General features: G+C 64.3%; 16 protein-coding genes. 7 read left to right on the forward strand and 9 right to left on the reverse strand.

The window, feature by feature from the left end; genetic code table 11:
* Window positions 1-4: 4 nt before the first annotated feature.
* The 5 genes from hrpB to BMW26_RS03215 all read right to left on the reverse strand — a co-directional run bounded on the left by hrpB (window position 5) and on the right by BMW26_RS03215 (window position 7,944).
* Complete coding sequence (hrpB, locus tag BMW26_RS03195; protein WP_072590752.1) at window positions 5-2,557, reverse strand: ATP-dependent helicase HrpB; 2,553 nt, start codon at window positions 2,555-2,557, stop codon at window positions 5-7.
* Between the two features lie 103 nt (window positions 2,558-2,660).
* Complete coding sequence (locus BMW26_RS03200; protein WP_053098808.1) at window positions 2,661-4,262, reverse strand: SPFH domain-containing protein; 1,602 nt, start codon at window positions 4,260-4,262, stop codon at window positions 2,661-2,663.
* Window positions 4,263-4,512: 250 nt separating this feature from the next.
* Window positions 4,513-4,941 (reverse strand): MarR family winged helix-turn-helix transcriptional regulator, encoded by a 429-nt coding sequence (locus BMW26_RS03205; protein WP_053098809.1) that lies wholly within the window; start codon window positions 4,939-4,941, stop codon window positions 4,513-4,515.
* A 943-nt stretch (window positions 4,942-5,884) separates the two neighbouring features.
* Window positions 5,885-6,439, reverse strand: a complete 555-nt coding sequence (locus tag BMW26_RS03210) for a TetR/AcrR family transcriptional regulator (RefSeq protein ID WP_072590753.1) — start codon at window positions 6,437-6,439, stop codon at window positions 5,885-5,887.
* Window positions 6,440-6,453: 14 nt separating this feature from the next.
* Window positions 6,454-7,944 (reverse strand): MFS transporter, encoded by a 1,491-nt coding sequence (locus BMW26_RS03215; RefSeq protein WP_072592210.1) that lies wholly within the window; start codon window positions 7,942-7,944, stop codon window positions 6,454-6,456.
* 424 nt (window positions 7,945-8,368) lie between these two features.
* Here BMW26_RS03215 and BMW26_RS03220 point away from each other — a divergent pair, with 424 nt between their 5' ends.
* Entirely contained in the window at window positions 8,369-8,971 is a 603-nt protein-coding gene (locus BMW26_RS03220; RefSeq protein ID WP_072590754.1) for a cysteine hydrolase family protein, read from the forward strand.
* Window positions 8,972-9,044: 73 nt separating this feature from the next.
* Here the strand turns inward: BMW26_RS03220 and BMW26_RS03225 are convergent, their stop codons facing one another.
* The gene (locus tag BMW26_RS03225) at window positions 9,045-9,635 is read right to left on the reverse strand and encodes a TetR/AcrR family transcriptional regulator (RefSeq protein WP_083569274.1); all 591 of its coding nucleotides are present in this window, start codon (window positions 9,633-9,635) and stop codon (window positions 9,045-9,047) included.
* A 145-nt stretch (window positions 9,636-9,780) separates the two neighbouring features.
* Here BMW26_RS03225 and BMW26_RS03230 point away from each other — a divergent pair, with 145 nt between their 5' ends.
* On the forward strand, window positions 9,781-11,235 hold the full coding sequence (locus BMW26_RS03230) for an MFS transporter (protein ID WP_072590755.1): 1,455 nt from the start codon (window positions 9,781-9,783) through the stop codon (window positions 11,233-11,235).
* A gap of 144 nt (window positions 11,236-11,379) precedes the next feature.
* Here the strand turns inward: BMW26_RS03230 and BMW26_RS03235 are convergent, their stop codons facing one another.
* On the reverse strand, window positions 11,380-12,420 hold the full coding sequence (locus BMW26_RS03235) for a LacI family DNA-binding transcriptional regulator (RefSeq protein WP_072590756.1): 1,041 nt from the start codon (window positions 12,418-12,420) through the stop codon (window positions 11,380-11,382).
* A gap of 131 nt (window positions 12,421-12,551) precedes the next feature.
* On the opposite strand from BMW26_RS03235, the gene BMW26_RS03240 reads away from it, so the two are divergent.
* The 4 genes from BMW26_RS03240 to BMW26_RS03255 all read left to right on the forward strand — a co-directional run bounded on the left by BMW26_RS03240 (window position 12,552) and on the right by BMW26_RS03255 (window position 19,670).
* Complete coding sequence (locus BMW26_RS03240) at window positions 12,552-13,817, forward strand: MFS transporter (RefSeq protein WP_072590757.1); 1,266 nt, start codon at window positions 12,552-12,554, stop codon at window positions 13,815-13,817.
* Window positions 13,818-13,875: 58 nt separating this feature from the next.
* Window positions 13,876-15,633, forward strand: coding sequence for a glycoside hydrolase family 3 protein (locus tag BMW26_RS03245; RefSeq protein ID WP_072590758.1), 1,758 nt, complete (start codon window positions 13,876-13,878; stop codon window positions 15,631-15,633).
* A gap of 480 nt (window positions 15,634-16,113) precedes the next feature.
* Window positions 16,114-16,602 carry a hypothetical protein gene (locus BMW26_RS03250; RefSeq protein WP_072590759.1) on the forward strand — a complete coding sequence of 163 codons (489 nt, stop codon included), beginning with the start codon at window positions 16,114-16,116 and terminating at the stop codon, window positions 16,600-16,602.
* Between the two features lie 686 nt (window positions 16,603-17,288).
* Window positions 17,289-19,670: an AAA family ATPase gene (locus BMW26_RS03255; RefSeq protein WP_072590760.1), complete on the forward strand. Its 2,382-nt coding sequence runs from the start codon at window positions 17,289-17,291 to the stop codon at window positions 19,668-19,670.
* Window positions 19,671-19,756: 86 nt separating this feature from the next.
* Here BMW26_RS03255 and BMW26_RS03260 read toward each other — a convergent pair whose 3' ends face one another.
* Both BMW26_RS03260 and BMW26_RS03265 read right to left on the reverse strand, forming a co-directional pair.
* On the reverse strand, window positions 19,757-21,718 hold the full coding sequence (locus BMW26_RS03260; RefSeq protein WP_072590761.1) for a hypothetical protein: 1,962 nt from the start codon (window positions 21,716-21,718) through the stop codon (window positions 19,757-19,759).
* Window positions 21,719-22,053: 335 nt separating this feature from the next.
* A complete protein-coding gene (locus BMW26_RS03265; protein WP_072590762.1) occupies window positions 22,054-23,046 on the reverse strand; it encodes an Abi family protein in 993 nt (330 codons plus the stop codon).
* Window positions 23,047-23,929: 883 nt separating this feature from the next.
* Here BMW26_RS03265 and BMW26_RS03270 point away from each other — a divergent pair.
* Window positions 23,930-24,670 carry a hypothetical protein gene (locus BMW26_RS03270; protein ID WP_072590763.1) on the forward strand — a complete coding sequence of 247 codons (741 nt, stop codon included), beginning with the start codon at window positions 23,930-23,932 and terminating at the stop codon, window positions 24,668-24,670.
* Window positions 24,671-24,947: the final 277 nt, after the last annotated feature.

The following is a 24,947-nucleotide window of genomic DNA, read 5'->3' on the forward strand; positions in this document are numbered from 1 at the left end:
AGGGTCAGCGCGCGGCGCGGTTCTTGGTGTGCTTCGTGGGCACGGCCGCCCACGGGTCCTCCGGCCAAGGATGCCTCGGGTAGCGCCCTCGCATCTCCGCGCGAACCTGGGCGTAGGGGCCCGACCAGAACGAGGCGAGGTCGTCGGTGACCGCGAGAGGGCGCCCCGCGGGCGACAGCAGATGGAACAGCACCGGCACGCGTCCGTCGACCAGTCGAGGGGTCTCGGCCCAGCCGAAGCACTCCTGCAGCTTCACAGCGACGACCGGGGGTGCCGAGGTGTCGTCCGGGTCGGGGTAGGTGATGCGGATACGGGATCCGCTCGGCACCGCGAGGCGCTCGGGTGCGAGCTCGTCGAGGCGCGCCGCCTCGGGCCAGGGCAGCAGTCGACGCAGAGCCGAGGACAGATCCACTCGCGCTGCGGGGGTGCCGCCCGCCAGGGTGTCGAGCTCGGGAGCGAGCCAGTCATCGAGAGTGCCGAGCAGCCCGGCATCCGACACGTCGGGCCACGGGCCGCCGAGCTCTCGCCGCAGCAGGGCCAATCGGCGTCGGAACGCGGTCGCGGCATCCGACCAGGCGAACATGCCGAGCCCGTCGCGCAGGATCGCGCGGCGCACGGCATCCCGCCCCTCTCGAGCAGAGGGGCGCACGGGCGAGGACGAACGCAGGATCGCACCGACGCGGCGCTCACGGCGCGCCTGCACGCGACCTCCCGTGAACTCCGCCTCGACTCGGTCGGTCAGCAGGTGGCTCGCAGCGCGTTCCATCTGGGCTTCCGTGAGCACAGCCGCGGATCGGATGATCGCGCCTGACCCGGCCGCCACTCGCGCCGTGGCCCGCGCGACGTCGGCGACCGCGAGCCACTCGACTGCGGCGAGCGGGCCGGTGACTCCGGCACGGGTTCCGGATGCCAGGAGGAAGACCGCTCCGTCGGCGGTGCGCTCGACGCGATGCGCGATCCGGTCGGGGAACGCGAGTGCGATCACGAGTCCGATGCCGTCGTGATCCGATCGCACGTCCCGCGCCGGAGCGACCATGCGCTCGAGGCGGTTCGCGTCGTCACGCCAGCGGCGAGCGTCCGGTGTCCGTCCGCCGCGCAGGGTGATGAGCGCCTGTGAGACGTCGGCCTCGGCGATGCGCAGGTCGCCGCCGAGCACGGCGACGACCTCTGCGGCGAGACGGCTGCCGACGACCGGGCCGCCGTCACGGAGAGCGCGGGCGAGCCGGGGGTCGGCGGGGATCCGGGCGAGAGCTCGACCCTCGGCCGTGGCGCGGCCCTCGTCGTCGATCGCGCCGAGACCGCGTAGCACAGAGACGGCATCGGCTAGGTTGTCTCGGGGCGGCGGGTCGATCATGCGCAGGCCTTCTGCACCCGGGGCACCCCAGCAGGCGAGCAGCAGGGCGGCATCCGCGAGGTCGGTCACCGCGATCTCGGGTGCCGGGCGGGCCGGGGCGGCCGCATAGGTGCGTTCGTCGACGCAGCGGATGACGACGCCCGGTCCCTGGCGCGTGGCGCGACCGGCGCGCTGCACGCATGACGAGCGCGACGCGGCAGTCGTGACCAGACCCGTCATGCCGCGCGCGGCATCACGCTGCGGATGCCGCGACAGACAGCTGTCGACGACGAGGCGCACTCCGGGCACGGTGAGCGACGACTCCGCGAGCGAAGTCGTCACGATGATGCGCGGAGGCTCATCCGGTCGACGCCCGCGGATCACGGCATCCTGCTCCGCCGCGGGGATCCGACCGTGCAGCTCTCGCACGTCGAACGCCGCGCTCGCATCGCGGATGCGGCGGCTGATCTCCGACACCTCCCGCGCGCCCGGGGCGAACACCAGCACATCCGCCAGAGGGTTCTCGCGGACCAGCTCGAGTGCGGCCGCTGTCGTCGTGCGTGCGACGTGGTCGAGGAAGCCCCAGGTGACACCGCGCTCATCGAGGCGCGGCGTCGGGCTGGGAGCCCAGCGCTCGGTGAGAGGGAACGCCGGCACGCCGTGGTCGACGATCGGTGCGGGCTGGTCGTCGGTGCCGAGGACGGAGGCGATGCGCGCGGCATCCAGCGTCGCCGACATGGTGACGACCACGAGGTCGTCGCGCAGCTCGCGGACCTCCGAGAGCAGGCCGATCAGCAGGTCGGTCTCGAGTGCGCGCTCGTGCACCTCATCGAGGATGACGGCATCCACACCGTCGAGGCCGGGGTCGTCGATCATGCGACGCAGCAGCACTCCGGCGGTGACGAACTCGATGCGGGTCGCCGCACCTGCCGACCGCTCGCCGCGCACGGTGAAGCCCACGCGGGTGCCGAGCGCCGAGCCGTCGAGATGAGCGAGGCGGCGGGCTGCGGCGCGAGCCGCGACGCGGCGAGGCTGGGTGACGATCACGCGCCCGGACGACCGTGACGCCAGCAGCGGCGGCACGAGAGTGGTCTTGCCCGTGCCGGGTGGGGCGCTCACGACCACTGATCCGCTCCCGTCGAGCGCGGCCCCGAGTTCGTCCAGCGCGGCCGCGAACGAGAGCCCGGCGCCGATGGCGGCGAGGTCGAAGGCGGCGGCGGTCATTCCCTCAGTCTGCCTGGTCTCCGGAGTCATCGAGCACGGGTGGCGGAGACGACGGATGCCGCGACCGAATCGGCCGCGGCATCCGCTGTGCGCTGTGTGCTGACTACTCCGCTGCGGGAGCCGGAGGTGCCGGCGGCGGCGGGGTGGTCGGCGCAGACTGGCGGGTCGGCGTCGACGGTGCGGATGCCGCAGCCACGCCTTCGCCGATCCCGCGACCCACGGCCTGGCCCTGGATGATCGACGCGAGGTCGAGGCCGGTCGCCGCGCTGACGCTGTCGAACACCGACTTGAGTGCCTTCGCGCTGTCGGCGCCGACGACGCTCGACGCGCCGTCCTCGCCGGAGCCGCCGATGATCGAGACGCTGCCGATCGCGGCGTAGCCCTTCGAGAACTCGGCCATGATCGACGGCAGGGTGTCGAGCACCCGCTGCGACAGGAACGCGTCCTGGTTCGAGGCGATGGCCTTCGCCTCTGCCTCGACGGCGGCGGCTCGCGCCTCACCCTCGGCGCGGATGGCGTCTGCTTCGGCGTTCGCACGCAGTCGGCGGGCCTCGGACTCGGCCTCGGCCTGCGCGCGCAGTGCGTCGGCCTCACCGGTGGCTCGAGCGATCGCGGCTGCGGCCTCACCGTCGGCCTTGGCCTTGTCGGCCTGCGCCTGCTGCTCGGCGATGCGGGTGCGGGCCTCGGCCTGCTTCACCTGCTCGATCGCGCCCGCCTCCGCCGCACGCTCACGCGTGTAGAGCTCGGCCTGTGCCCGGGTCTCTGCCTCATAGCGCTGTGCGTCGGCGACGCGCTTGACGTCGGCGTCGAGCTGGGCCTGGCGGTTCTCCGCCTGCTGCTGCAGCACGGCCTGCTGAGCCTGCTCGCGGGCGAGGTTCTCGGCCTGCTCGGCCTCGGCGCGAGCCCGACCGATGCCGGCGTTGGCGTTGGCGGTGTTCGTGTCGAGAGCCGTCTGCTCGACCAGGTTGGCTTCCTGGTTGGCGATGTTCTTCTGGTTGATCGCGCGGTCGGCGTTGGTCTGCGAGATCTCGGCAGACTGACGCTTCGCCTGGATCTCGGGAGCACCGAGCGACTGGATGTAGCCGACCTTGTCGGTGATGCCCTTGATCTGGAACGAGTCGAGGATCAGACCCTGCTCGGCGAGCTCCTGCGAGACGTCGGCGGCGATCTGGTCGGAGAACTTCTTGCGCTCGCGCATGAGCTCGACGACAGACAGCGTCGCGACGATTCCACGGAGCGCACCTTCGAGCTGCTCAGTGGTGAACTGCTCGATCGCCTTGTCCTGCGAGGCGAAACGCTCGGCGGCGCGGCGCACGAGGATGGGGTCGGAGCCGATCTTCACGATGGCGACGCCGTCGACGTTGAGGGTGACGCTGTCGAGCGACTGGGCCTCGGCGTTGAGCGACACCTGACGCGAGCGCAGCGAGATGATCTCGTGGCGCTGGGTGATCGGGTTGACGAGGGACTTGCCGTTCACGATGACCGTGACGGGCGACTCCGACATCTCGTCTCTGGTCGTGCCGTCGGCCGAGATGACGGCCCGCTGCACCTTCTGCTTGCGCCCCGAGATGACGAGCGCCTCATCGGCGCGAGCCACCTTGATCCAGCTGCGTGCGAACAGCAGCAGGATGAGCAGGACGACGATAGCGATGGCTATGCCGATCCCGACGATGATCAGGATGCCGACGATTCCGGCGATCTCCATGGATGACCTCCCTGGTTCCCCCCGAGGGGGCGGTCGTGGATGCCGGCGCGGCCGCGCGGGCGTTCACGCTCCACCCTGCCAGAAAAGAGGGGAGGGTGTCGGGGCGGGATGCCGCCGGATCTCGGCGATGCGGAGGAGATCTGCGATACGGAGGAGGCTCAGCGCCGCGACATCCTCCGTACGGCGGAAACCCTCCGTATGCGCCGAGCTCGTTCGGTCAGCGACCGCGGATTGCGAGCGTGCGTCGGGGTCAGCGACCGCGTAGCTTCTCCGCCAGATCGCGGAGCGTCTTCAGCTCGGCGTCGTCGAGGCGCGACATCCGCTCGGCGATCGACCGGCCATGCACCGTGGCGACGCTGCGGAACTGGCGCACACCCGCGTCGGTGGCCCTGATCAGCGCACCGCGCCCGTCGTCGGGGTCGGGGCACTTCGAGACGAGTCCGCGGGCGACCATGCGGTCGACGAGGCGCGAGACGCTCGGCTGGCTGATCAGCATGTTCGCCGTGACGTCGCGCAGGCGGGCCGACATGCCGGGGGAGCGGGTCACCGTGAGCAGCACGTCATACTCCGCCTGCCCGAGATCGGTGTCATCGAAGTCGGTGTTCATCTCCGTGAACAGCTCGTGCTGTGCACGGAACAGGCTCTCCCAGGCCTCGAGGGCGAGCTTGCGATCGGTCATGGAGAACAGCGTACTGGCAACAGTAAAGGGCCGGTCGGAGAGGCTCCCGACCGGCCCTTGTCCCTTGCACCAAGAGTGTCCTGCAATCACATGCGGTGTATGCCACAGCAAACATTCACCGTGCAATCACTCTATAACGGCGAGGTAACGAATGCAACGGTTTGGTCACGGAAATCTCGACGGGCCTGCGCAGCGATCTTGTCCCTTCTCATCGCGGTTGGCACAGTCTCGCCCGGTTGGTACAGAATCTCGCGGACGCAGCACAGGCTCACTGGCTTGGCACTGTTGGGGCGTGTCGCAGCGCGAGAACCCTGTCGAGCCGTAGGTTTCTCGCGGGTGGACTCATTTAATCTCTTACCTCGCCGCCAGGGGCGGCAGGGGCGGGTTCCATCTGACTCGTCTTACGCCGCCGGACGAACACTCCTTGTTGTTCGTCGATTGGTTGCGTCATGCTGCTTTCCCTTTCCTGGCCACTCTCAGAAACTCACACCGCGCGTCTGCGCCAGCGAGTCGGGTGATGGAGGGGCGTCCTCAGGGGGTGCGTCACCTCGTTGCTCCGTCGTATGGATCGAAGATCCCTCGCTATGGGCGGTGGAATGAGATCGACGGATACGCAGCCTCTCTTAGGCCGCGGATATCGCGCTTGATCCCGCTTCTCATGAGACATGTCGACAGTAGAACCCCATCGGCTGAGCGACTGCGGCTCCTCAACGTCACAACGTTCAGCTCACATACGCGACCTTCGCAGGCGTTGGTGGAGACACAAAGAGTGCACGCCTAACCACTCGCGCTGATCGCCCCTATTGGATGCGACGCCAGCCGCGTCAGTTCTTCACGGACTAGCCCCGGAGGGACTCTCCGTCTGAGCTACCGCGGAGCGTCGAGTCGTCGTTAGCTCGTTTCAGGAGGGCCGGTGATCGAGGTCTTCGAGCCGAGAGGGCGTTCAGGGCGTCGCGTTCAGTGCCCTGACAGAGTTCGAAAGATGCTGCGCCAGGGCTTCGCGCAGTGCAGTGGGCATAGGGTCCGCGCCCGTCGAGGCATGAAGCCAGAGCCCGTCGGCGGCAAGAAGCATGGCCATCTTTTCTAGAGCTGCCGGGTCATTCGGGTTGATGCTGCGCGGGTCCGGCGTCCAGCGACGGACGACGTCCTGCCACGGCCGGTTGAGAGCCTCGTCGTTGGAGGCCTCGAGCATAAGGAGAAGCTCGGGTCCTGATATGCCTGCCGCGCTGACACGAGCGTATGCGGCAAGACGCTCGTCCTCAGTGGCTTCCTCTGGCTGACGGCCGAGCGCCTCTATGAGCTGCGCCTCCCAGAGCTTCGCCTGGTGCTCATGAAGCGCAAGGACCATCGCGTCTTTGGACGCGAAGTGGTAGAGGAGTCCACCCTTGGTGAGGCCGGACGCCGCCGCTACGGACTCGAAGGTGACAGCGGTGACGCCGTGGGCCCCGACGACACCCAGCGCGGCATCAAGAATCATCTCGCGTTTGCTTGTACGCATGATCTTCTCCGTGGTCAGTGTTCAGAGTGCATCTGCGATCGAGTCCCGGGTCGGTACGTCCGTAGAAGCACACCGCTCAGAGCTGTTGCGACCGCGAGGGCGACGGCGACGATAACCATAACAACCAGATAGGCGGAGTCAAACGCACTCGAGGCAGCGGTGATGATCGAGGTGTCGCCCTCGGCCAGACGAAGAGCCTCGGTGATGCCCTCGCGGGCACCGGCAGGCGCCCCAGGTGGCAGCCTCACTGTCGAGCTGAATACAACGCTCAGCGTGCTTCCGAGGAGGGCAACGGCAGTGAGGCTGCCGAACTCATACGAGACTTCTTCGACGGCTGCCGCCATGCCGGCCCTCTGAACGGGAACATTGCCGATGATTGCCGACGAGGCGACCGACATCGCGGCTCCCATTCCCGCTCCCGTGATCACCAGCCCGACGACCAGAAGCCCGAATGAAGTCGGAAACCCAAGAATGGTCACGATGGCGCCGATGGTGGCGAACCCGAGACCTCCCGTGATGAGTGCGAGCAGTCCAGTCCGGTGGAGGAATGCCCCGCCGAGAATTGCAGTGGGCAACGAGCCGATCGCGACGGCGGAGACAAGGATCCCCGCCTCAAGAGGGCTGAATCCAGCGACGAGTTGGAAGCGCTGCGTTGTCGCCAGTTGGATGCCCGCGACCGCGAACGTCGCGAACGCAGCGGCGAGGACTCCGGATGAGAACGCCCCATTCCGGAAGATCGAGAACTCTAGGAGGGGCTGAGCCAGGCGGCGCTGCCGGCGAACGAAGACGGTGAACGCGACGATGGCAATCACCACGGCGCCTATCAAGACAGGGATAGAGGGCGGGTTGTGGCCGACTTCCTTGATCGCGAACACGGTACCCACGAGGCCGACCATCACCTGGAGGGAGGAGATTGCATCCCATCTCTTGGAGCGGTCTGTGTCGTTGGCAGGACGCAACATCACCACTGCAATGAGAGCCGCGACAACGACGGGGACGTTGAGGAGGAAGACGGAACCCCACCAGAAGAACTCCAACAGCGCGCCTCCAAGGATCGGGCCGAGCGCTCCTCCGACGAGGGAGGCGCTACCCCAGATAGCGATGGCGATGTTGCGTTCGCGCTCGATGGTGAAGTTGGTGCGGATCAGTGCAAGTGTGGCCGGCATCATGGACGCAGCGCCCACGGCGAGGATGGCCCGGGCAGCGATCAGGATCTCCGCCGTGGGAGAAAACGCAGCCAAGAGCGAGGCCGCACCGAAGATGACGAGACCGATGATGAACATGCGAGTGTGGCCAATACGGTCACCCAGCGTGCCGCTGCCGAGTAGCAGCCCCGCCATCACCAAGGGATACGCGTTGATGATCCACAACCCCTGCGTGCTCGTTGCCCCCAGTTCACGCGTCAAAGTGGGTAGCGCTGTGTACAGGATCGAGTTGTCCAACGTGATCAGCAGCAGACCTGCCGTCACCGTCGCCAACAACAGCCAGCGCTGCTGCTTCGTCAAAATCACTCCGCACACTCCATCTTCCGAATCATAAGTATACCGGATGAAAGGTATAGTTATGAAGGCCGATCGCAGCAACTTCCGACCGCATTTGCATCCTGGGGTTGATAAGTCGTTCGTGGCGAGGGTCGCGCGTACCCGACGTTCTCCGCATCGCCAGCGGTGTCGTCATGGCCGCCCCTGGACCCGGCTAGACGCGAATTTACTTGCCAGTAACGAGCGCGAGACGTGCCCGTATCGTGAGTTCGATTGTCTTGAGTCGTCCTCGGCGAGGGCGCCCGCCGACTCAGCTACGGGTTCGGCGGGGAGGCACTCTCGATCGAAAGCATCGATTCGAGGGTCTGAGGCGCCGCGGCGTAGGCCACCCATGGCCGCGCGGCCATGCAATCGGTGACCGCCTCATCTCTGCCTCGCAAGGAGACTCATGTCCAGCGCACTACTCGTCATCGATATGCAGAACGGCTTCGTTCACCCCGAGGGCTCTTTGCCGAGCCTCGGAATGGGAATGCCCGACATAGACCGGGTGATCGCCGAGAATGCCGCGGTCATCGCGGCGGCTCGCGCGGTGCGTATGCCAGTCATCTACACGCGGAGTGTCTTCCGTCCCGGCATGGTTGACCTCCCCATGCGAATGGAAGGCTTGCTCCCGCCTCACTTCGAGTTGCTTGAGCGCGGCAGCTGGGACGCGGACATCCACGCAGCCCTAACGCCCGAGGTGGGCGAAGCGGTGATCGACAAGAACCGCTATGACGCCTTCTTGAACACTCCGCTCGAACAGGTTCTGCGAACGCTCGGTGTCTCGAGTGTGCTGGTCACCGGGACCGTGACGTCTATCTGCGTCGAGTCGACCGTGCGCTCTGGATATATGCGCGACTTCGACATGCACGTCGCCTCCGACTGTGTCGCGGGCGCGCTAGGGCAGCATGAAGCCTCGCTGAGCATCATGGGTGCGGCCTTCGCGAATGTGTTGCCGTGGCGCGAAGCGATGGCCGCACTGACAGCCTCAACCGAAACCATAAGCGCCTGACCGGCCGTCCTCGAGGTTCTGCGATGCCCACGTCAGTGGACTGCGTCCGTAGCGCTCTCGGGCTGTGTGCGATCTAGAGATCGGTGCTGAGAGCGATGATCTCCTGAGTGATTCCTACCCTCGCATCCTGCGGGATTTCATCGCCTCCGAGGGAGTGGTGGGACCAAAGTCCGTCCGCCGCCAGGCAGGCGATGAACTGCCGCAGAATGGTTCGATCTTCCGCCGCCTCCTGGCTCGAAGGCGTCCATCGTCGACGGACGCTCGCTATGGGTTCCCGACCCTGAGGATCGTTGCCAGCCGCCTGGAGCAGCCCAATCTGCATGCTCGTCGATGGCGTCACAGCGACGGAGATGTACGCGTTCACCCTCTCTGGCAGTGAGGCTTCGTCCGCAGTTTTCCCCGCAGCTTCGATGAGTTGGGCTTCCCAACTCATCGCCACGTGTTCTTGCATCGCATGGGCGAGGGCCGCTCGGTCTTTGAAGTGGTACATCATTCCGCCGCGCGTGAGGCCAGCTTCTTCGGCGGTGGCCTCGAGCGTGACTCGGCCGGCACCCTCGCGCCCGGCGACACGCACTGCAGCATCGAGAATCCGAGTTCGACTGTTAGGTCTAGTCATCCTGTGCCCTTCGTGGAGAGCCGAAGAAGACTCTTCGCTCGCCCTCATAAGTGTACATTCATGAATGTACACTTATGGTACTGTGGTGCCCTGCCCAGCTCCGGTGCTGCGGGTGGTCGCGCGGAATTCCTGCGCGGATCCGAGGCTGAAAACCTCCAGCGACTTCATCTCATAGAAGCCTGGAGGTTTCTTCATGTCCAAAATCTTGGACAAGCCCAGCACTCGCTGGTGGGCACTCGCCGTTCTTGCGATGACTCAGCTCGTCGTCGTGCTCGACACGATGATCGTCACCATCGCGCTGCCCCAAGCGCAAGCTGACCTGGGCATGACGGATACGCAGCGTCAGTGGGTCGTCACCGCCTACGCCCTGGCTTTCGGTGCCCTGCTGCTCCTCGGCGGTCGGATCGCCGACTACTGGGGGCGGAAGCGCACCTTCATGGTGGGTATGTTCGGCTTCGGAGCAGCCTCACTATGGGCCGGACTCTCGCAGAGTGGCATGGAACTGATCATCGCCCGAGGCGTTCAAGGCGCGTTCGCGGCGTTGCTGGCCCCGGCCGCACTCGCCATGCTCACCGTGACATTCCCTCACGGCAAAGAGCGCAACACCGCGTTCGCCATCTTCGGCACAGTCGCGGGATCAGGAGCCGCGATCGGCTTGATTCTGGGCGGCGTGCTCACGGAGTTCACAGACTGGCGTTGGTGCCTTCTCGTCAACATCTTCTTCGTGATCATCGGCCTCGTCGGCGGCGCACTGGTGCTGCGTGAGAGCAAGGCAGAAGGTGGCAACCGCTACGACATCTGGGGAACGATCACCGTGACCCTCGGCTTGGGCTCGCTCGTCTACGGATTTACGCTCGCTGAGCACGGCTGGGGCTCCATTGACACTGTCGGTTTCCTCGTGCTGGGCGTGGGTCTGCTCGTGGCCTTCGTGCTCATCGAACTCAAGGTCGCTCAGCCACTGCTGCCCTTGCGCGTCATCCTGCACCGAGTCCGAGGGGGAGCGATCCTGATCCAGGCAGCGAACGGGGCCGTGATGATCGGTGCCATCCTCTACCTCGCGTTCTACTTCCAGATCGTTCTCGGCATGGGGCCGCTCATGGCTGGACTTGCGAACCTCGCCATGACGATCGCGATCATGGCGTTCTCGCCCGTCACCACGAAGATCCTCAACAGGTTCGGACCGCGTCCGTTGATGATCGTTGGCCCGCTCGTCTCGGCGGCCGCACTCTTCATGCTCCTCGGCATCACTCCGGACGGGAACTACTTCATCCAGGTGCTCCCTGCGCTGATTGTCCTCGGCGTCGGTCTCTCGATGCTCTTCGTCCCGGTTCAGAACCTTGCTCTGCTCAACGTGGAGAACCACGATGCAGGCGTGGCCTCCGCGGTTGTGAACTCCGTGTTCCATATCGGCGGATCGATCGGGCTTGCGGTGTTTACGGTGTTCTACTCGAGCACGTTCGCTGGAGCGATCGCCACGGGTACGCCGGAGCTGACGGCGTTCACCGACGGGTACAAAGCAGTGTTCCTCGCCGCAGCAATCACCATGGTCGCCGCTTCGGTGATCGGGTTCTCTTTCATCCGCGGAAAGAAGGAAGAGCTCAACCCCGCCTGGGATGAGGCAGAGCCTGAGGCCGCGATCTTGCACTGAGGCGAACAACGGTTGGGTCGAGCCAGAAGGTCTCTTGCGGACAGGCTCGACCCAACACCCACCGCAATCGGGGCTTGCTCGCACGATCGACTGATGATCGAGAGGGTGACTACGGATCGTCGATGCGTGGCCGGTCCGCCGTAGCTACGCGATGTCGTGCGCGGTGGAGGCTCGCACGACGAGCTGCGTCGGGAACTCATGTCGCTCGATCACTGGACGGTCTCCGGAGAGCGACCGCAGAAGAAGCTCTGTTGCAGTGCGACCCATATCTTCATAGGGCTGTCGCGCAGTGGTCAGCTGCGGTGTCACAAGGATGGCCGTTCGTTCGTCGTCGAAGCCGGCGACAGCGACGTCATCGGGGACGCGCAGTCCGCGGGTGGCGAGTTCGCGCAGCGCAGTCGGAGCAAGCTGGTCGAACGCGCAAAACACCGCATCGATCTCGCCGCCGTTCTCCACGAGTTCGCCGAGCTCCCGGCATCCGGATCCAGCTTCGTCCAGGGCGGTGTCGATGATGAGCCTCTCATCGATCGGGATCCCGGCGGCGGCAAGCGAGTCCCGGTACGCTCGCTCGCGCTCCTGCAAGTAGAACGTCTCGCCCCAGACGGGTGCTCCGCCGCTGAGGCGCGGTCGAATGAACGCGATGCGTGATCGGCCACCGGCTATGAGATGCTCGACCACTTGGCGGGCGCCTTCGTAGTTCTTGGCTGAGATCGAGGGGAAGTGGATGTCGACGCTGGTGTCGTCGATCGCCACCCCTGGGATGCCGATGCGGTCGCAAGCTTCGCGCACCGCCTTCTGATCGGGAACACTGATGACGATCACGCCCTCGGTGGGGACATCTGAGAGTCCGGCGATGACGTCAGCCAGAGATGCTGGCCCACCGCTGACAGGATGTACGAGCACCTGATACCCGGCCGCGCCGGCGGTCTCGACACAGGCGTGCGCCAAGGGCTCCCACCACCCCCACTGCGTATCGGGGACTATCACGCTGATGGCGTGGAACCCGCCTCGTCGCAGAGCGCGCGCTGCGACCGAGGGGCGGTAGCCGAGGTCGAGGGCGATCTTGCGAATCCGGTCACGGGTCGAGGCGCTCACATCCGGGTGGTCGCCCATGGCGCGGGAGACCGTCGCGATGCCGACACCCGCTGCTTTCGATACGTCTGTGAGGGTTACTCGCTGCGCCATACGGCACCTCCCGATGCTCCACATTGACCATGAAGGGTCTGTTGTGTATCTTATCGGTAGCGTTTCCGGAAACGTTACCGGAAACGATGATCAGTCTTTCTCACCTATTAGACTCAACGACGAGGAACCCGATGTCCACGACAACGCCGGCCACTGTTGGCCGCACCACCCTCACGCCGGTCAGCGGCGGCTTCATCGCTGTCTACGCCCTCGCCATGTTCGGCATCTGGATGGCGATCAACCTCCCTGCCTCTGTCACTCTGGCGCTCCGGATCGCAGAGATCGACCCCGACGGGAAGACCACCAGCTATTCCATCGCCGCCGGCGTGGGGACGCTGACGGCCGTTCTTGCCAACCCGTTCTTCGGACGGCTGTCGGACCGCACCCGGAGCCGCTTCGGTCGTCGGCGCCCGTGGATAGCGATCGGCCTGGTGGGCACCACCATCGGCGCCGCCGTCATCGGCCTCTCGGACACGTTCCCGATGCTCCTGCTCGGATGGGTCCTGATGCAGGCATTCGTCAACGCCGCCATCGCCGCCACCCTCGCGATCGTCGCCGATCGCATTCCCGAGTCGCAGCAGGGGTTCGTCGGCTCACTGTCCGGTGCAGCCTCCGCCGCATCACTCGTCGTCGGCATCTTCTTCATCCAGGCGTTCCCCGAGAGCATCCTCGCCCAGATTGGCCTGCCGGTCGCTGTGGCGCTGGTCGTAGGAACGGCGCTGATCGCGGTCTTCAAAGACGACACTCCTGCGGCCGAGCCGCTGCCGGCGTTCGGCGTCAAGGAGTTCTTCGGCTCGTTCTTCATCAACCCCCGCCGTGAGCCCGAGTTCACTTGGCTGCTGCTCGCACTGTTCCTGATGTTCGCCTCGTGGGGAGTCGTCTCGACCTACACGGTGTACCTGCTCCAGGACATGGTGGCCGCGTCCGAGGACGAGATCAATGGTGCGATCACGCTCTCTTACGTCATCCCCGGGATCGTCGCCTTCGTCCTCGGGCCTCTCGGCGGGTGGGTGGGAGATCGGCTGGGGCGTCGCAAGCCCGTGTTGATCTTCGCCGCACTCGTCGGCGCGGCCGGCATGATCACGATTGCCACGGCATCCTCGGTCGTGCAGTTCCTCGTCGGTGTGACACTCGTCTCCGGTGTCGCCGCGGGCGTCATGATGGGAACCTACGTCGCGTTTGGCATCGCGGTGATGCGCGAGAAGTCGGCTGCGGCGAGAAACCTCGGTGTGATCAACATCGCGATCACGCTGCCGTTCTCGATCATCCCCTTTATCGCCCCCGTGCTGCTCGGCATCGGAGGAGGCACGGAGAACTACGTCGCCCTCGTCCTCTTCGGTGGGGCGGCCACGCTCCTGGGTATCTTCCCACTCCTCGGCATTCGCACTGCCCGCTGACTCTCGCTCCAATCCGATCGCGCGAGCTTCGCTGCGCGCTTCCCGAAGGGAACCATTCATGAACGACTACCTGGACCCCACCCGGCCCATCGAGCGCCGCGTCGAAGATCTTCTCGCTCGCATGACGGTCGCCGAGAAGGCCGGACTCATGTTCCACCCCACCACCGAACCCGGCGGCGAATCTCACACCGATGCTGAGGCGCTGCGCGACGCGGAGCTCAACGTGGTCACACGCGGAATCAGCCACTTCAACATCCTCGGCGGTGGCGACAGCGTCGGTGTAGCCCGATGGCACAACACCATTCAGGACCTCGCAGCCAGCACCCGCCTGGGTATCCCGATCACGCTCTCCTCAGACCCGCGCCATGGGTTCCGCAGCAACCCGTTCACCGGGCAGTCGCTGGAGAGCATCTCTCGGTGGCCGGAGACCACCGGTATCGCGGCCATCGCCGGCACGGAGGCCGCACGGGACTATGCAGACACCATCCGTCGCGAGTTCCTGGCTTTGGGCATCCGCGTCTACCTCGGCCCGATGGCTGACATCTTCTCCGAGCCCCGTTGGTCACGCGGCTTCGGGACGTTCGGCGAGGACCCCGAGCGCGTCGCCGAACTCACCGTCGCCTTCGTCGAGGGACTTCGTGGCGGACCGGCGCTCGGCCCCGAATCCGTGGCCGCCGTCGTCAAGCACTTCCCCGGAGGAGGTCCGCAGCTGCGCGGCGACGACGCACACGACTCGAGATACCCCGAGCAGGTCTATCCCGGCGGCATGCAGGAGCTGCACATCAAGCCCTTCGAGAAAGCCTTCGCCGCGGGCACGACGCAGGTCATGACCTACTACGGCAAGCCGGTCGGCACCGAATGGGACGAAGTCGGCTTCGCCTTCAATGCACCCGTCGTGCGCGACATCCTGCGTCGACGCCTCGGCTTCGACGGGATCGTCGTCACCGACTGGAACCTCCTCGAAAGCGAGCAGATGGGCGACCTCACCTTCGGACCGAACGGATGGGGACTCGAGCACCTCACGCCACTCGAGCGGGCGCAGATCGCCATCGAGGTCGGCGTCGACCAGTTCGGCGGCGACCGCAACCCCACCCTCGTCGAGGAGCTCGTCGACAGCGGAAAGGTGACCGAGGATCGCATCGACCAGTCCGCACGGCGACTGCTGCGCGAGAAGTTCCAGCTCGGAATCTTCGAGGCACGCCACGTCGACATCGACAATGCACGGGCGACCGGCGGCGCGCCCGTGTTCTTCGAGAAGGGCGCCGCAGCACAGAGCAAGTCTCTTGTTCTGCTCGCCGACGACGCGGGCGTGCTCCCCATGCACTCGAAGGTCTATGTCGAGGGCGTGAGCGATACCTCGGTCCTTGAGCAGACCTCGAACCTCGACGAGGCAGAGGCGATTCTCGTCCGCCTCGAGGCGCCCTTCGAAGCGGGACACGGATCGGTCGTCGCCGAGTACTTCCATGGCGGCACACTCGAGTTCTCTCAAGGCACGTTGGATCGACTGCGTGACTACGCCAGCAAGGCTCCGCTCTACGTGACGGTGTTCCTCGAGCGACCCGCGATCCTCGGACCGCTCCTCGAGCTCGGTGCGACCGTCATCGGTGAGTTCGGCGCCAGCGACCGAGTCATCGTCGATGCGCTCACCGGCCGCACTCCGATCACCGGCATCCTGCCCTTCGACATCCCCTCGTCGATGACGGCGGTGGAGAACTCCCGCGAGGATGTTCCCTTCGACACCGAGGCTCCCCAGTTCCGCGCCGGATACGGCATCGCTCGCGGAGCTGTTGAACAACGGGAGAAGACTCCGGCATAGTCCCGAGGACCCGCCATCAGCGCTCTTCTCGCAGCCCCACTTCAAGACTGAAGCGGGGCTGCTCGAAGATCGCAAGTGCACCGGACGTTGAATCGCGAGGGAGCATCGAAGAGCCCTCGGGACACGCGCTCTTCTGGCGAACCGGAGCACGACGGTGAGACCACCAGGGAACAGTCGGCCGCTCAGATTGGTTCACCCGGCTGCTCGCAGTGGACGCACGAGATCCACGAGATTCCTGCGCCGGAGCGTTGCTTTGTCCAGGCGGCCGCGGTCACTTCGCAGTCGCCACCGATCGGATAATCCGGAAAACTTGTTCTTATCGTGCCCATGTGCCAGACGTTGAAGTGAGATTACGCTGCCGCGGTCGACGGCTTTGCTACGAAGAGACCTGCCACACGCAGTAGCCAGTGAGTGAGTGAAGCCAACTGCTGAGCGGCGTACGATCGCAGTATCGGCTCGCGTCTGAGACAGGAGGACCGAATGTCGGACCTGGTGCGACCTCTGACTCTGGACGCTGCTGTCGATGAGCTACTCGAATCGATCGACGTGAGCGACTGCGACCTCGACATCGTGGAGGCGCTTCGGCGAGAGGCTGTCCAGCTTTCCAGACCGTTGCGTCCCTCGAACTCGTGCCTGTCACCGGCGCAGCGAGTCTTACTTCTCAAGTCCGGCGCTTTCACCCCTGAGCAGTTCGCGCAGACCGAACAACGGGTCGCTCGCGGTGAGTTGCGCGAGGACGAGAACCGCACTCGGCTCGGAACGATCGCGCGCTCGTACGGTGAGCACGCGGTTGCAGCACGACTGGATGTGGAGCTCGACGAGGTCCGAGAGCGCCGGCGGGCGGGCGCACTGTATGCGTTCGACGCATCCGGTGTCACCGTTCACCCGAAATGGCAGTTCACAGACCAGACAGACGACGGGCTCTTGCCGCACCTTGCGCGTGTCGTGAGGTTGCTCATCGAGGACTGACACCCTGCGAGCGTCGAAGGGTTCATGACCGTCCCGAAGGACAGCTTGATTTATCGCGGTGAGTGGCAGACGCCCATTCAATGGCTGCTCCGGGGCGCCAGCCCTCGTCGCATCGAGATGATCCTCGAGGGTGAGCGGTGGCGCTGACTGAGCGGTCTGAGGCTGTGAGTAGCGTTGTCGTCACGCTTCGCCTCCCGCCCACGTGCGAGCCGGTCCCCGGCCGGTGCAGGGATTAGGGGAGCTCACCTCGGAATCAGGATGCATCGTCGGGCTCGGCCGGTGAGCGCTCGGCAGGCTCATGATTGTCGGCCGTTTGCGCATCGTTCATGTGATTCCAGAACGCAACGAACACGAGTCTCAGCACGAATCACCAGCAGCACAGTGCCTCGGCCGAGCCGACTGCTGAATCATTGCTGACACCGGGAGCACACGGATTGCGCAGGTTCGGCCCTATCGGGCCGCAAAGAGCGCGCGAACTTCATAGGCAAGGCTCGAGTTGAAGATCTCGCTTGCGGAGTCACGCGTCATGAGCGCCGTCAGGCCGATCTCGTTCTCGATCCCGCGACATGAACGCCCTGTCGGTTCCCCATCACAGTTTCGAGGCAGGAAGCGAGTACGTCGGGGGCCTCCGATAGAGTCGAGCACGCCAGACAACGCGGTCTGGCCTGTTGCGAGGGGGCGACTCGATGCGGGTCAAGACTCTGTACGTGCGGTTTTATCGATCGTTCAACTACGACTACCTGCGCAAGAGTGATCCGGGCGCAGCTCCCGACTCATGGGACACGATCGGCCCGGACCAGCTGTTTTATCCCTTTGTTCGGATTCCCTTGGAGAAGGGGATCACTACCGTCGTGGGGGCCAACGAGGCAGGTAAGACCCAGTTGCTGGGAGCGATCAAGCGCCTCCTGACTGGGGAGGACATCGTGCCCAAAGACTTCTGCCGATACTCCGACTTTTTCGCCGTTGACAAGAAAATGGCGTTGCCAGAGTTTGGTGGAGAGCTCGACACCTTAGATGCCTCGGATGTTGCACTTGTGCGGAAGACCCTTGGCCTCGACGGCGAAACTGCTGTCAGTTCCTTCTGGCTGTTCCGCATGGACGGGCGGGTAATGGTCTACGCGCGACGTCCTGACGGCTCCATGGCAGAGAAGAGCATCACGAGGAGCCAGCTCGAGAAGTTTCAGATCCCGACCTTCTTTGAGATCGACGCGCACGTTCCACTCCCCGATTCCGTGCCAATCGACTTCCTTGCGGACGGCAAAGTCCCCGGACTGGCGCCGCGAATCAAACTCCTTCAATGGGCAGAAGGCATGATTCACGGCTCATCACTATTCAAGAAGGGACAAGAGCCGCTGACCGACCAGGCCCGAGCGCTTCTTGAACAGCACCCTCACCTGCAGCGGCTCCCTGAGGCAGATGCCAGGCTGATTCGTGAGCAGTATGCGCTTGCGGAGAAGCTCCTTATAGACGTGGGCGGCATCGATCGATCCGCGTTCAAGTCGTTGCGGGAGGCCATCCACGACTCCGAGGGCTATGCGAACGCGATCATGGACAAGTTGAATGCCAAGCTGGATGCCGCGCTCAACTTTCCCAGATGGTGGTCGCAGGACCGCGATTTCAAGCTCGCTCTGACGCGAGGGGATCGCGACATCCTGTTCACGATCCGAGATCGGACAGGAAGCGACTACGCCTTCAGCGAGCGAAGCGGCGGCATGAGCTACTTCCTCTCGTACTTCGTGCAGTACATGTCTCACCGGGCGGCGTCAGACTCCGAGGTCCTCTTGATGGACGAGCCCGACGCGTACCTTTCCATGCTCGGTCAGCAGGATCTCCTGAAGATTTTCGATGACTTCGCAGACCCTCAGGATCCGGAGCGAGCACCAGTCCAGGTGGTGTTCGTCACCCACTCCCCGTTCTTGATCGACAAAAATCATGGTGAGCGCATCAGAGTGCTCGAGAAGGGCGACGGTGATGAAGGAACAAGGGTCGTCAGCAATGCTGCTCGCAATCACTACGAGCCACTTCGGTCATCTCTCGGAGCATTCGTCGCCGAAACCACGTTCATTGGAAACTGCAACTTGATGGTTGAGGGCCAGGGCGATCAGGTTCTATTGGCTGGACTGAGCTCGCTCAGCAGGCGTCTTGGCCGACAGCAGATAGGCCTCAACCTGAACACCCTCAGCTTGGTGCCATGCGGTGGAGCGCCACATGTTCCTTACCTCGTCTACCTCGCGCGGGGAAGGGACGTCGACGTCCCCGCGGTTGTCGTGCTGCTAGACAATGATGAGGAAGGAAGGAAGGCAGCGGGCCAACTCCGAGATGGATTCGGCGGCCGCCAGCTGGTTGATCCTCGGTTCGTGCTGCTCTTGGGCGAGCTCGACGCGGCCAGGCTGGACGTGGATGTCACACAAGTGGCCGAGATCGAAGATCTGATCCCAAGTCGCGTTGCTCTTCGCGCTGCCCGGCATTTTGCAGGCGAAGTACTTACCGGTGAAGAGGCCGTTGCGTTTGGAGCGAAGATCGCTGAGTTTGCGCCGACAGCGGGACAGAAGCTGTTCAAAGCGGCGGATGCAGCTTCTATCGCAGCTAGTCCGAACCCTGACCGGCCTCTTGAACTAAACAAGGTTGGGTTTGCGCGGGGTGTGCTCTGGGCGCTGGAGAACGCGGAATCCGACGTTGAGGTCGCAGATCGTGACCGCACGCTCGCAAATTTCGACGTGCTGTTCTCCCGCGTTGATCAGCTACAGCGCGATGCGGTTCGGCAGAACGATCGCGACCGTCTGAGCAAAGTGATTAATCGTCTTCGGCGCAACTTCCTTCGCGATCATCCCCATGGTGCGACCGGGCGAGACGTTCTCGATCTCTTTGAAACCATTGAGTATGAGTTGCCGGCGGCCGCCCCCGAAGCCCAAGATCTGCGTGATTCGCTGAAGCGACTTGCCGTCGAGTATTCCATCGGCGCCGAACCGATGTCTGAAGTCCGAGATTACGATCGGCTCAAACGAGAGATTGAAGGGGTGGCTTACCAGGCGTTGCGCGAAGTTCAGGAGCCGGCGGTTGCGATCTAGACAGAGTCTCGCTTCTTGCTACCGAACACCAGCTCGCGTCGACCCCGCAGTCGTTCGCGCTGACTCTTCCCTCTGATGGGGGCCTTCTATCTGGTCGGGGGAACCAGGACTCGAACGGCGCGGCTCGTCGGCATCTGCGGTCTCTTACTGTTCTGGGCAATTTCGGCGAGCCGGGTCGTCAACCCGGGCGGGGTGGGGCGGCGAAGGGTGGCGATTATCTGGTCAGCGAGAGCCGCGTCCTCTGCCCACTTGCGCTCGAGAGCCCACGTCTTGAGGCGCCGCAGGTGCACGATGGCGTGCGCGTCGCCACCGAGGAGCGCGATGCCGAGGACGGACAGCATGAACTGCACGTCGGAGTGACTCAACAGGCTGTGGCCCTCGCGTTCGGCACTGGCTTTGAACCCGAGGAAGTTCATCTGCAAGTTGTAGCCGTCGGTGTTCCGCCATGCCCAGGAGTCCGCCAAGCTCACGGTGAGGAGAGGGTCTCCGGCGGGGCCGAGAAGTTGAATCTCGGGGACGTGTCCGACGGCGTTCTCGGCGGCGACCAGCGCGGGGGTAAGCAGGTCTACGTCACCGTCGACGTAGAACGTCCACCCGCCGTCCACTTCTTGGTAGTCGCGGACAGTCAAATCGGCGGTGACGGGCAGGGCGATCGCGGTCAACACGAGTGGCGTGAACCCCATGTAGAGGGCGTCACTGTCGCTGAGGGTGACATCGATGCCGGCGACATCGATCGCGTTTGACAGCGCCCAGGTGCTCGCGAACACCGTTTCCAGGAACGCGTATACGCGGTCGATGAACACGTCTCGGAGAACGGTTTCGGAGTGGGATTTGAGGTTGATCACGAACGCGCCCGCGTTGGGCTCGTAGTCGAGCGCCCGCCCGTGTACGGGGGCGTGCCGAAGATAGCGGGCTGCATCATCGAACACTGGGGCTAGGGCGCCCTTCTGGAGGTCCGCGGCGAGCTTCGTGGCATCTTCGGCGGAGACCTTCGTGAATGCATCCGCGCCGGCTCGGTCGGTGGTCATCAGCCGGTACCAAGCGAGGACAGCGGTGGAGGCCTCGTAGATCTCACTGGCAAGCTTCCCGAACCTGCGAGCGACGGCCCGTTCGTCGCTCTCGACGGCGAGGATCGCGGTGAACGCGATCACCGCTTCAACCATCAGCCGGTGAGTGTCCGCCAACGCCTGTACTGCGCCGTCCATTAGGGCGACCTCGCGGAGACGGGTGGCGTTTGTGAGGCCGCTGGATGCCTGCAGAATCTTTGACCGGAAGACGTCGGGATTCAGCATTGTGTGAGCGATCGGCTGCAGCAGGAGATAGGACATGCCTGAGTTTGTGCCGATGCTGATGGCGAGGTCTCGACCGGTCATGGCGACGCCATGGGAGGGGAGCTCGGAGATCGTCACGTTTGGGAAACGTGTTCTGAGGGAGGCGAACATTCGTTCCGGGATGGGGCGGGATTCGTCCCCGAGGATCGCCGCGAAGTTCTCCCACTCGTCAATCTGTTGTAGTGGTGTCCGCACAGTGTCCAGGCCGTCCTGGGCGTCTTTGCCAGACTTCTGCGCGTCGAGAACGGTGTCTGCGGTCAGGACGTCGCGGTAGAGGTCCCAAACCCTCTCGATCCGGTCGATCGATTCCCCGACGGCCGTCCAGGTTCCCGTTGTCGGCCGCAGCCGTGCCGCGACGAGTGCGTCTTGGCGGGCGGTCCGCAGCTTCGTGACAGCTCGCGCCAGAGCGTCTACCGTGTGCTCAGACGTGGGGGCCGCGGAGAAATCAGCGATCGCCGCTAGCAGTGTTTCAAGCAGCTCGTTGACGATACGAGCCGCTGGTGGCGCGGCGAGCTGTGGACTTTCGTGAGGGTTCGTTTCGGTGGGGTTGGTGTCTGGGCCGAGGAGTGCAAGGACGCGGGCGAGACCTGATCGCCGATGGACGACGTACCGGTTGACCTCCCCAGAGAGTGGTTTCCTACCGCATTCCGGGCACGACGACCCGAGAATCCGGGATCCGCCGCATGGGCACGGAAGAGTCTGAAAGTTCAGCAGCATCTCGATGGAAACTCCTATCGGCCTCGAAGAGCAACATCGGCATCGTATGCGGCACCCCGGACATGGTTTCCACTCGTCGCAGCAGGGATGAAAGCAGTTGGGGCGTCCTGTTCCGCGATCGCCGTATCAAAGGCTTGGGGATGTTGAACGTTTTCGGCTCTCAGTCGCGCGACGCTTCTTGGCGACCGCTCTCGGATCACTGTCACCCGGCAGCGATCGGCCCTTTCGGAAGCCGCAGGGCGCTACGTCCTGGTGAGCGGGCGCAGATCGATTCAACACGTTGGATACTCTCGTGCGGATCGACAGACGGCAACTCGGACGCGTGGATGTACTGGCTATGACATGTGGCGCGCCCAGAAGGCGTCCTGGGACCAGTCCTGTGGGATACCCATGCCGGCGAGATTCATCGGCGGACGAGTGCTGATCAGCTGATGCAGTCGCCGCGCCCAAGTGCTTCGGGGTGATACGACGTCGAGCACGGACTGCAGCGACACGAGCACGGGGTAGAGACGCTTCTGTGAGGGCGAAGGGAGTGCCGTGTCGCCCTCCAGCCAGGCGATCGCAGGGGAGGCTGGAATCGCTGGGTAAACACCTATGCCCACGTTCCAGAGTCGACCGTGGTGGGCGCAGATGTTCCGAACCCGCACGTAGGTGCGAAGCCATGACATGAGCACCGGCTCACTCAGGCCGAGACGTCTCGCAATAGTTGTCCGGTCAGCGCGCAGGGCGAGGTTGTTGATCACGTTGTTCAGCTGGCCGAGCGTGAGCGTCTCCACCATCAGCCACGAGGGTGGCAGCTCGGGTTCACCGTAGGTGAGCAGATAGTGCTCGAGTGCTGAGCGGTAGACAACGTTGGAGGGCTGGCTCGCTGGCTCCGGGGCGCCGGCGAGACGAGCTTCGGAGGTGTCGCGAATGAGCTTTAGAAGGTGTGTGTGCTTTCCGCGGTCCTGAAAATGAGCGGGGGCGACGTACCAGTGTGGGTCCTCGTACACAGTCGACATATGATCCGTCAGCGCCGCGCGCACAGCGACTTCGACCCGCTCCAGCGCATCCATTACCAGCAGTCTGAGCGCCCGATCGAAGACGTAGATGTCCAGCACATCATCGAACGCGGCACCAGTGCGGAACGTGTGGTCGGGCTGGCCCTGTTGGAAGGGGATCGTGTACGGCGACAGTCGGAAATAGCCGATGTGCCGCAGGTACCGTGCAGCCCGTTCGCGATCCGGGACGTCGAGCCCTCGTTCGACCAGCCGACTGACGAGGTCGTCCAGGCTCAAGGCCGGCTTGTCGTAGGTGAGAGTGCCGCGAGGCCGGGGTGGTCGGGGCATCGATGCTCCTCTGGCCGGGAAAGAAAAACCTCCCAAGTGCGCATCCAGGAGAGGCGTGGGAGGTGTAGTGATACGAATGTAGCACGGAGCTGGGACAGAGCAATGGGTTGTCCCCAGAATCGATCGACGCTCGCATCCAGGAGCTGATTCCGAGGAAGCCCCCTATGCGGGTCCCAACGCCACACAAGTCGAGTTCAATCCGGAAGGGACCGCACGCGACTCGTCGAGAAGCCTAGTGTGGCCGGTCGCTCCGGGCAGCACCCGCGAGACGCGGCGACGCCCCACTCTGGTTGGCTAGATTGGCTGTTCGGCGAGCTATGTAGGAAAGGGCATCATGACGATGTGGCGCGGAGGGGCGCCCGGTCGGAAAGTTGGCGACGGTCTACTTCCTCCAAGCGAAACGAAGTTTTGGCCGACGAACGCACACCTCACGGGTAAACCGAAGAAGGGAAAGGTTCGTTCATACAAGTCGACCAAGGTGTACGCGACCATCGATAGGGAGTTCGCTGAGGTTTGGGCCATTATGTACACACAGGACACTGCGCGGCCAGGCGACGGATTGGTCTACGAGGTGGAGCTGGATTCGCCAGCAATCGATCCCGACTTCGCGACAGCCGGAGTGTGCTTCGAGGCTCCCAGGGGCAAGATCGTGGGCGCAGGGGCGCCCGTCACATCCTCTGAGGAGAGGTTGGCCGCTGTCCTCGAGAAGTATCGAAGCGAGGGGGCAAGTGCGAACGCCGCTCGTGTTGAACGCACCCGTCGTCGCTCGCAGCGCACGAATCAAAAGACTGCGCGAAGACAGAACCGATCCAAGAAGTGAAGGCGCGGCGGATCGGTCTCCACGGTGATATTTGCCGCGCAGTCCCTACCGAAGAGGAACTATATGTCGACGACATCGGACGAGATCTCCCTTGAGCCCGCCTCTCCCGAGTACATCGCCGCTGTCGCTCGTGCTGTGCTCGCTGTCGACTACGCCGACATCCGCACGACCGCCGTCGGGCGAACCGTCATCGGGTGGATCCGCGCTTCCCATGACCAGATCCTGGCCGTCGCAGAACTCGTGCTCAACGGTCGTACCGGCGCGACCGGCCCGAACGTCCGCACCATCATGGACGTTGTCCTCCGACTCATCTGGCTCAACACGCTCGATGACCGTAGCGCAGCCCTCCGTGGACAGTTTCAGGGCGAACAAAGACAGAGCGATCTCCACCAGGCGAATCTCAAGAAGCTGCGCCTCCCGATCGGACTCGTCGAGACCCCTCCCGAGATCGATCTTGACCTGTTCGGACCGCTCGACTCGCAACTCCAAGGCCTCGCTACACGCGTCCTCGACATCTCGCTCGACGCAGCAAAGCGCAACGAGAATCTGACGGGTATCGCCGGCTTCTATGACCAATGGCAAGCCACCTCCCAACTCACGCATGCCACCCACGCACTCGCCGAGAAATATGCACCACAGACCGCCCTCGCAAACTCCTTCGTTCCCTCCGAGGCCCTGGACAGATCGCTCTATCTCAACGGAGTCTCTGTCGTCATCTGCGCGATCGCCACATCGATCCTGATGGACGAGGGCCTGCCCAACGAGCTAGCGCGCGCGTTTCTCGACGCCTCTCTCACTGCCTGACCCTGCATCGAGCGAACATTCCCGGCGGACTTTCATCGATGCGTGCTCACCCTGCCCAAACTGAGCCAGCGAGTGAAACCAGTTCTCACGAAGGCGGCGGACGAAGTTCATTAACGCGAGAAGCCGCGCGAGGCTTCGCGGACGGAATCCCGCCGTCGCTTCGAAGAGCTCACGAGTGAGTCGAAGTTCGCGACGTCGTTGAAGGACTCTCGGGACTGCTGACCAATCACTGACAACTTTTGTGAGACAACGGCCTTGCCACAAGCCTGCTGACTTG

The organism is Microbacterium sp. 1.5R (assembly GCF_001889265.1).
Taxonomy (GTDB): domain Bacteria; phylum Actinomycetota; class Actinomycetes; order Actinomycetales; family Microbacteriaceae; genus Microbacterium.

Coding starts and splice junctions, on each gene's coding strand:
- BMW26_RS03230 (WP_072590755.1), top strand. CDS start 9,781: ATGTCCAAAATCTTGGACAAGCCCAGCACTCGCTGGTGGGCACTCGCC.
- BMW26_RS03205 (WP_053098809.1), bottom strand. CDS start 4,941: ATGACCGATCGCAAGCTCGCCCTCGAGGCCTGGGAGAGCCTGTTCCGT.
- BMW26_RS03225 (WP_083569274.1), bottom strand. CDS start 9,635: ATGAGGGCGAGCGAAGAGTCTTCTTCGGCTCTCCACGAAGGGCACAGG.
- BMW26_RS03220 (WP_072590754.1), top strand. CDS start 8,369: ATGTCCAGCGCACTACTCGTCATCGATATGCAGAACGGCTTCGTTCAC.
- BMW26_RS03260 (WP_072590761.1), bottom strand. CDS start 21,718: ATGCTGCTGAACTTTCAGACTCTTCCGTGCCCATGCGGCGGATCCCGG.
- BMW26_RS03270 (WP_072590763.1), top strand. CDS start 23,930: ATGTCGACGACATCGGACGAGATCTCCCTTGAGCCCGCCTCTCCCGAG.
- BMW26_RS03240 (WP_072590757.1), top strand. CDS start 12,552: ATGTCCACGACAACGCCGGCCACTGTTGGCCGCACCACCCTCACGCCG.
- BMW26_RS03255 (WP_072590760.1), top strand. CDS start 17,289: ATGCGGGTCAAGACTCTGTACGTGCGGTTTTATCGATCGTTCAACTAC.
- BMW26_RS03200 (WP_053098808.1), bottom strand. CDS start 4,262: ATGGAGATCGCCGGAATCGTCGGCATCCTGATCATCGTCGGGATCGGC.
- hrpB (WP_072590752.1), bottom strand. CDS start 2,557: ATGACCGCCGCCGCCTTCGACCTCGCCGCCATCGGCGCCGGGCTCTCG.
- BMW26_RS03245 (WP_072590758.1), top strand. CDS start 13,876: ATGAACGACTACCTGGACCCCACCCGGCCCATCGAGCGCCGCGTCGAA.
- BMW26_RS03265 (WP_072590762.1), bottom strand. CDS start 23,046: ATGCCCCGACCACCCCGGCCTCGCGGCACTCTCACCTACGACAAGCCG.
- BMW26_RS03210 (WP_072590753.1), bottom strand. CDS start 6,439: ATGCGTACAAGCAAACGCGAGATGATTCTTGATGCCGCGCTGGGTGTC.
- BMW26_RS03235 (WP_072590756.1), bottom strand. CDS start 12,420: ATGGCGCAGCGAGTAACCCTCACAGACGTATCGAAAGCAGCGGGTGTC.
- BMW26_RS03250 (WP_072590759.1), top strand. CDS start 16,114: ATGTCGGACCTGGTGCGACCTCTGACTCTGGACGCTGCTGTCGATGAG.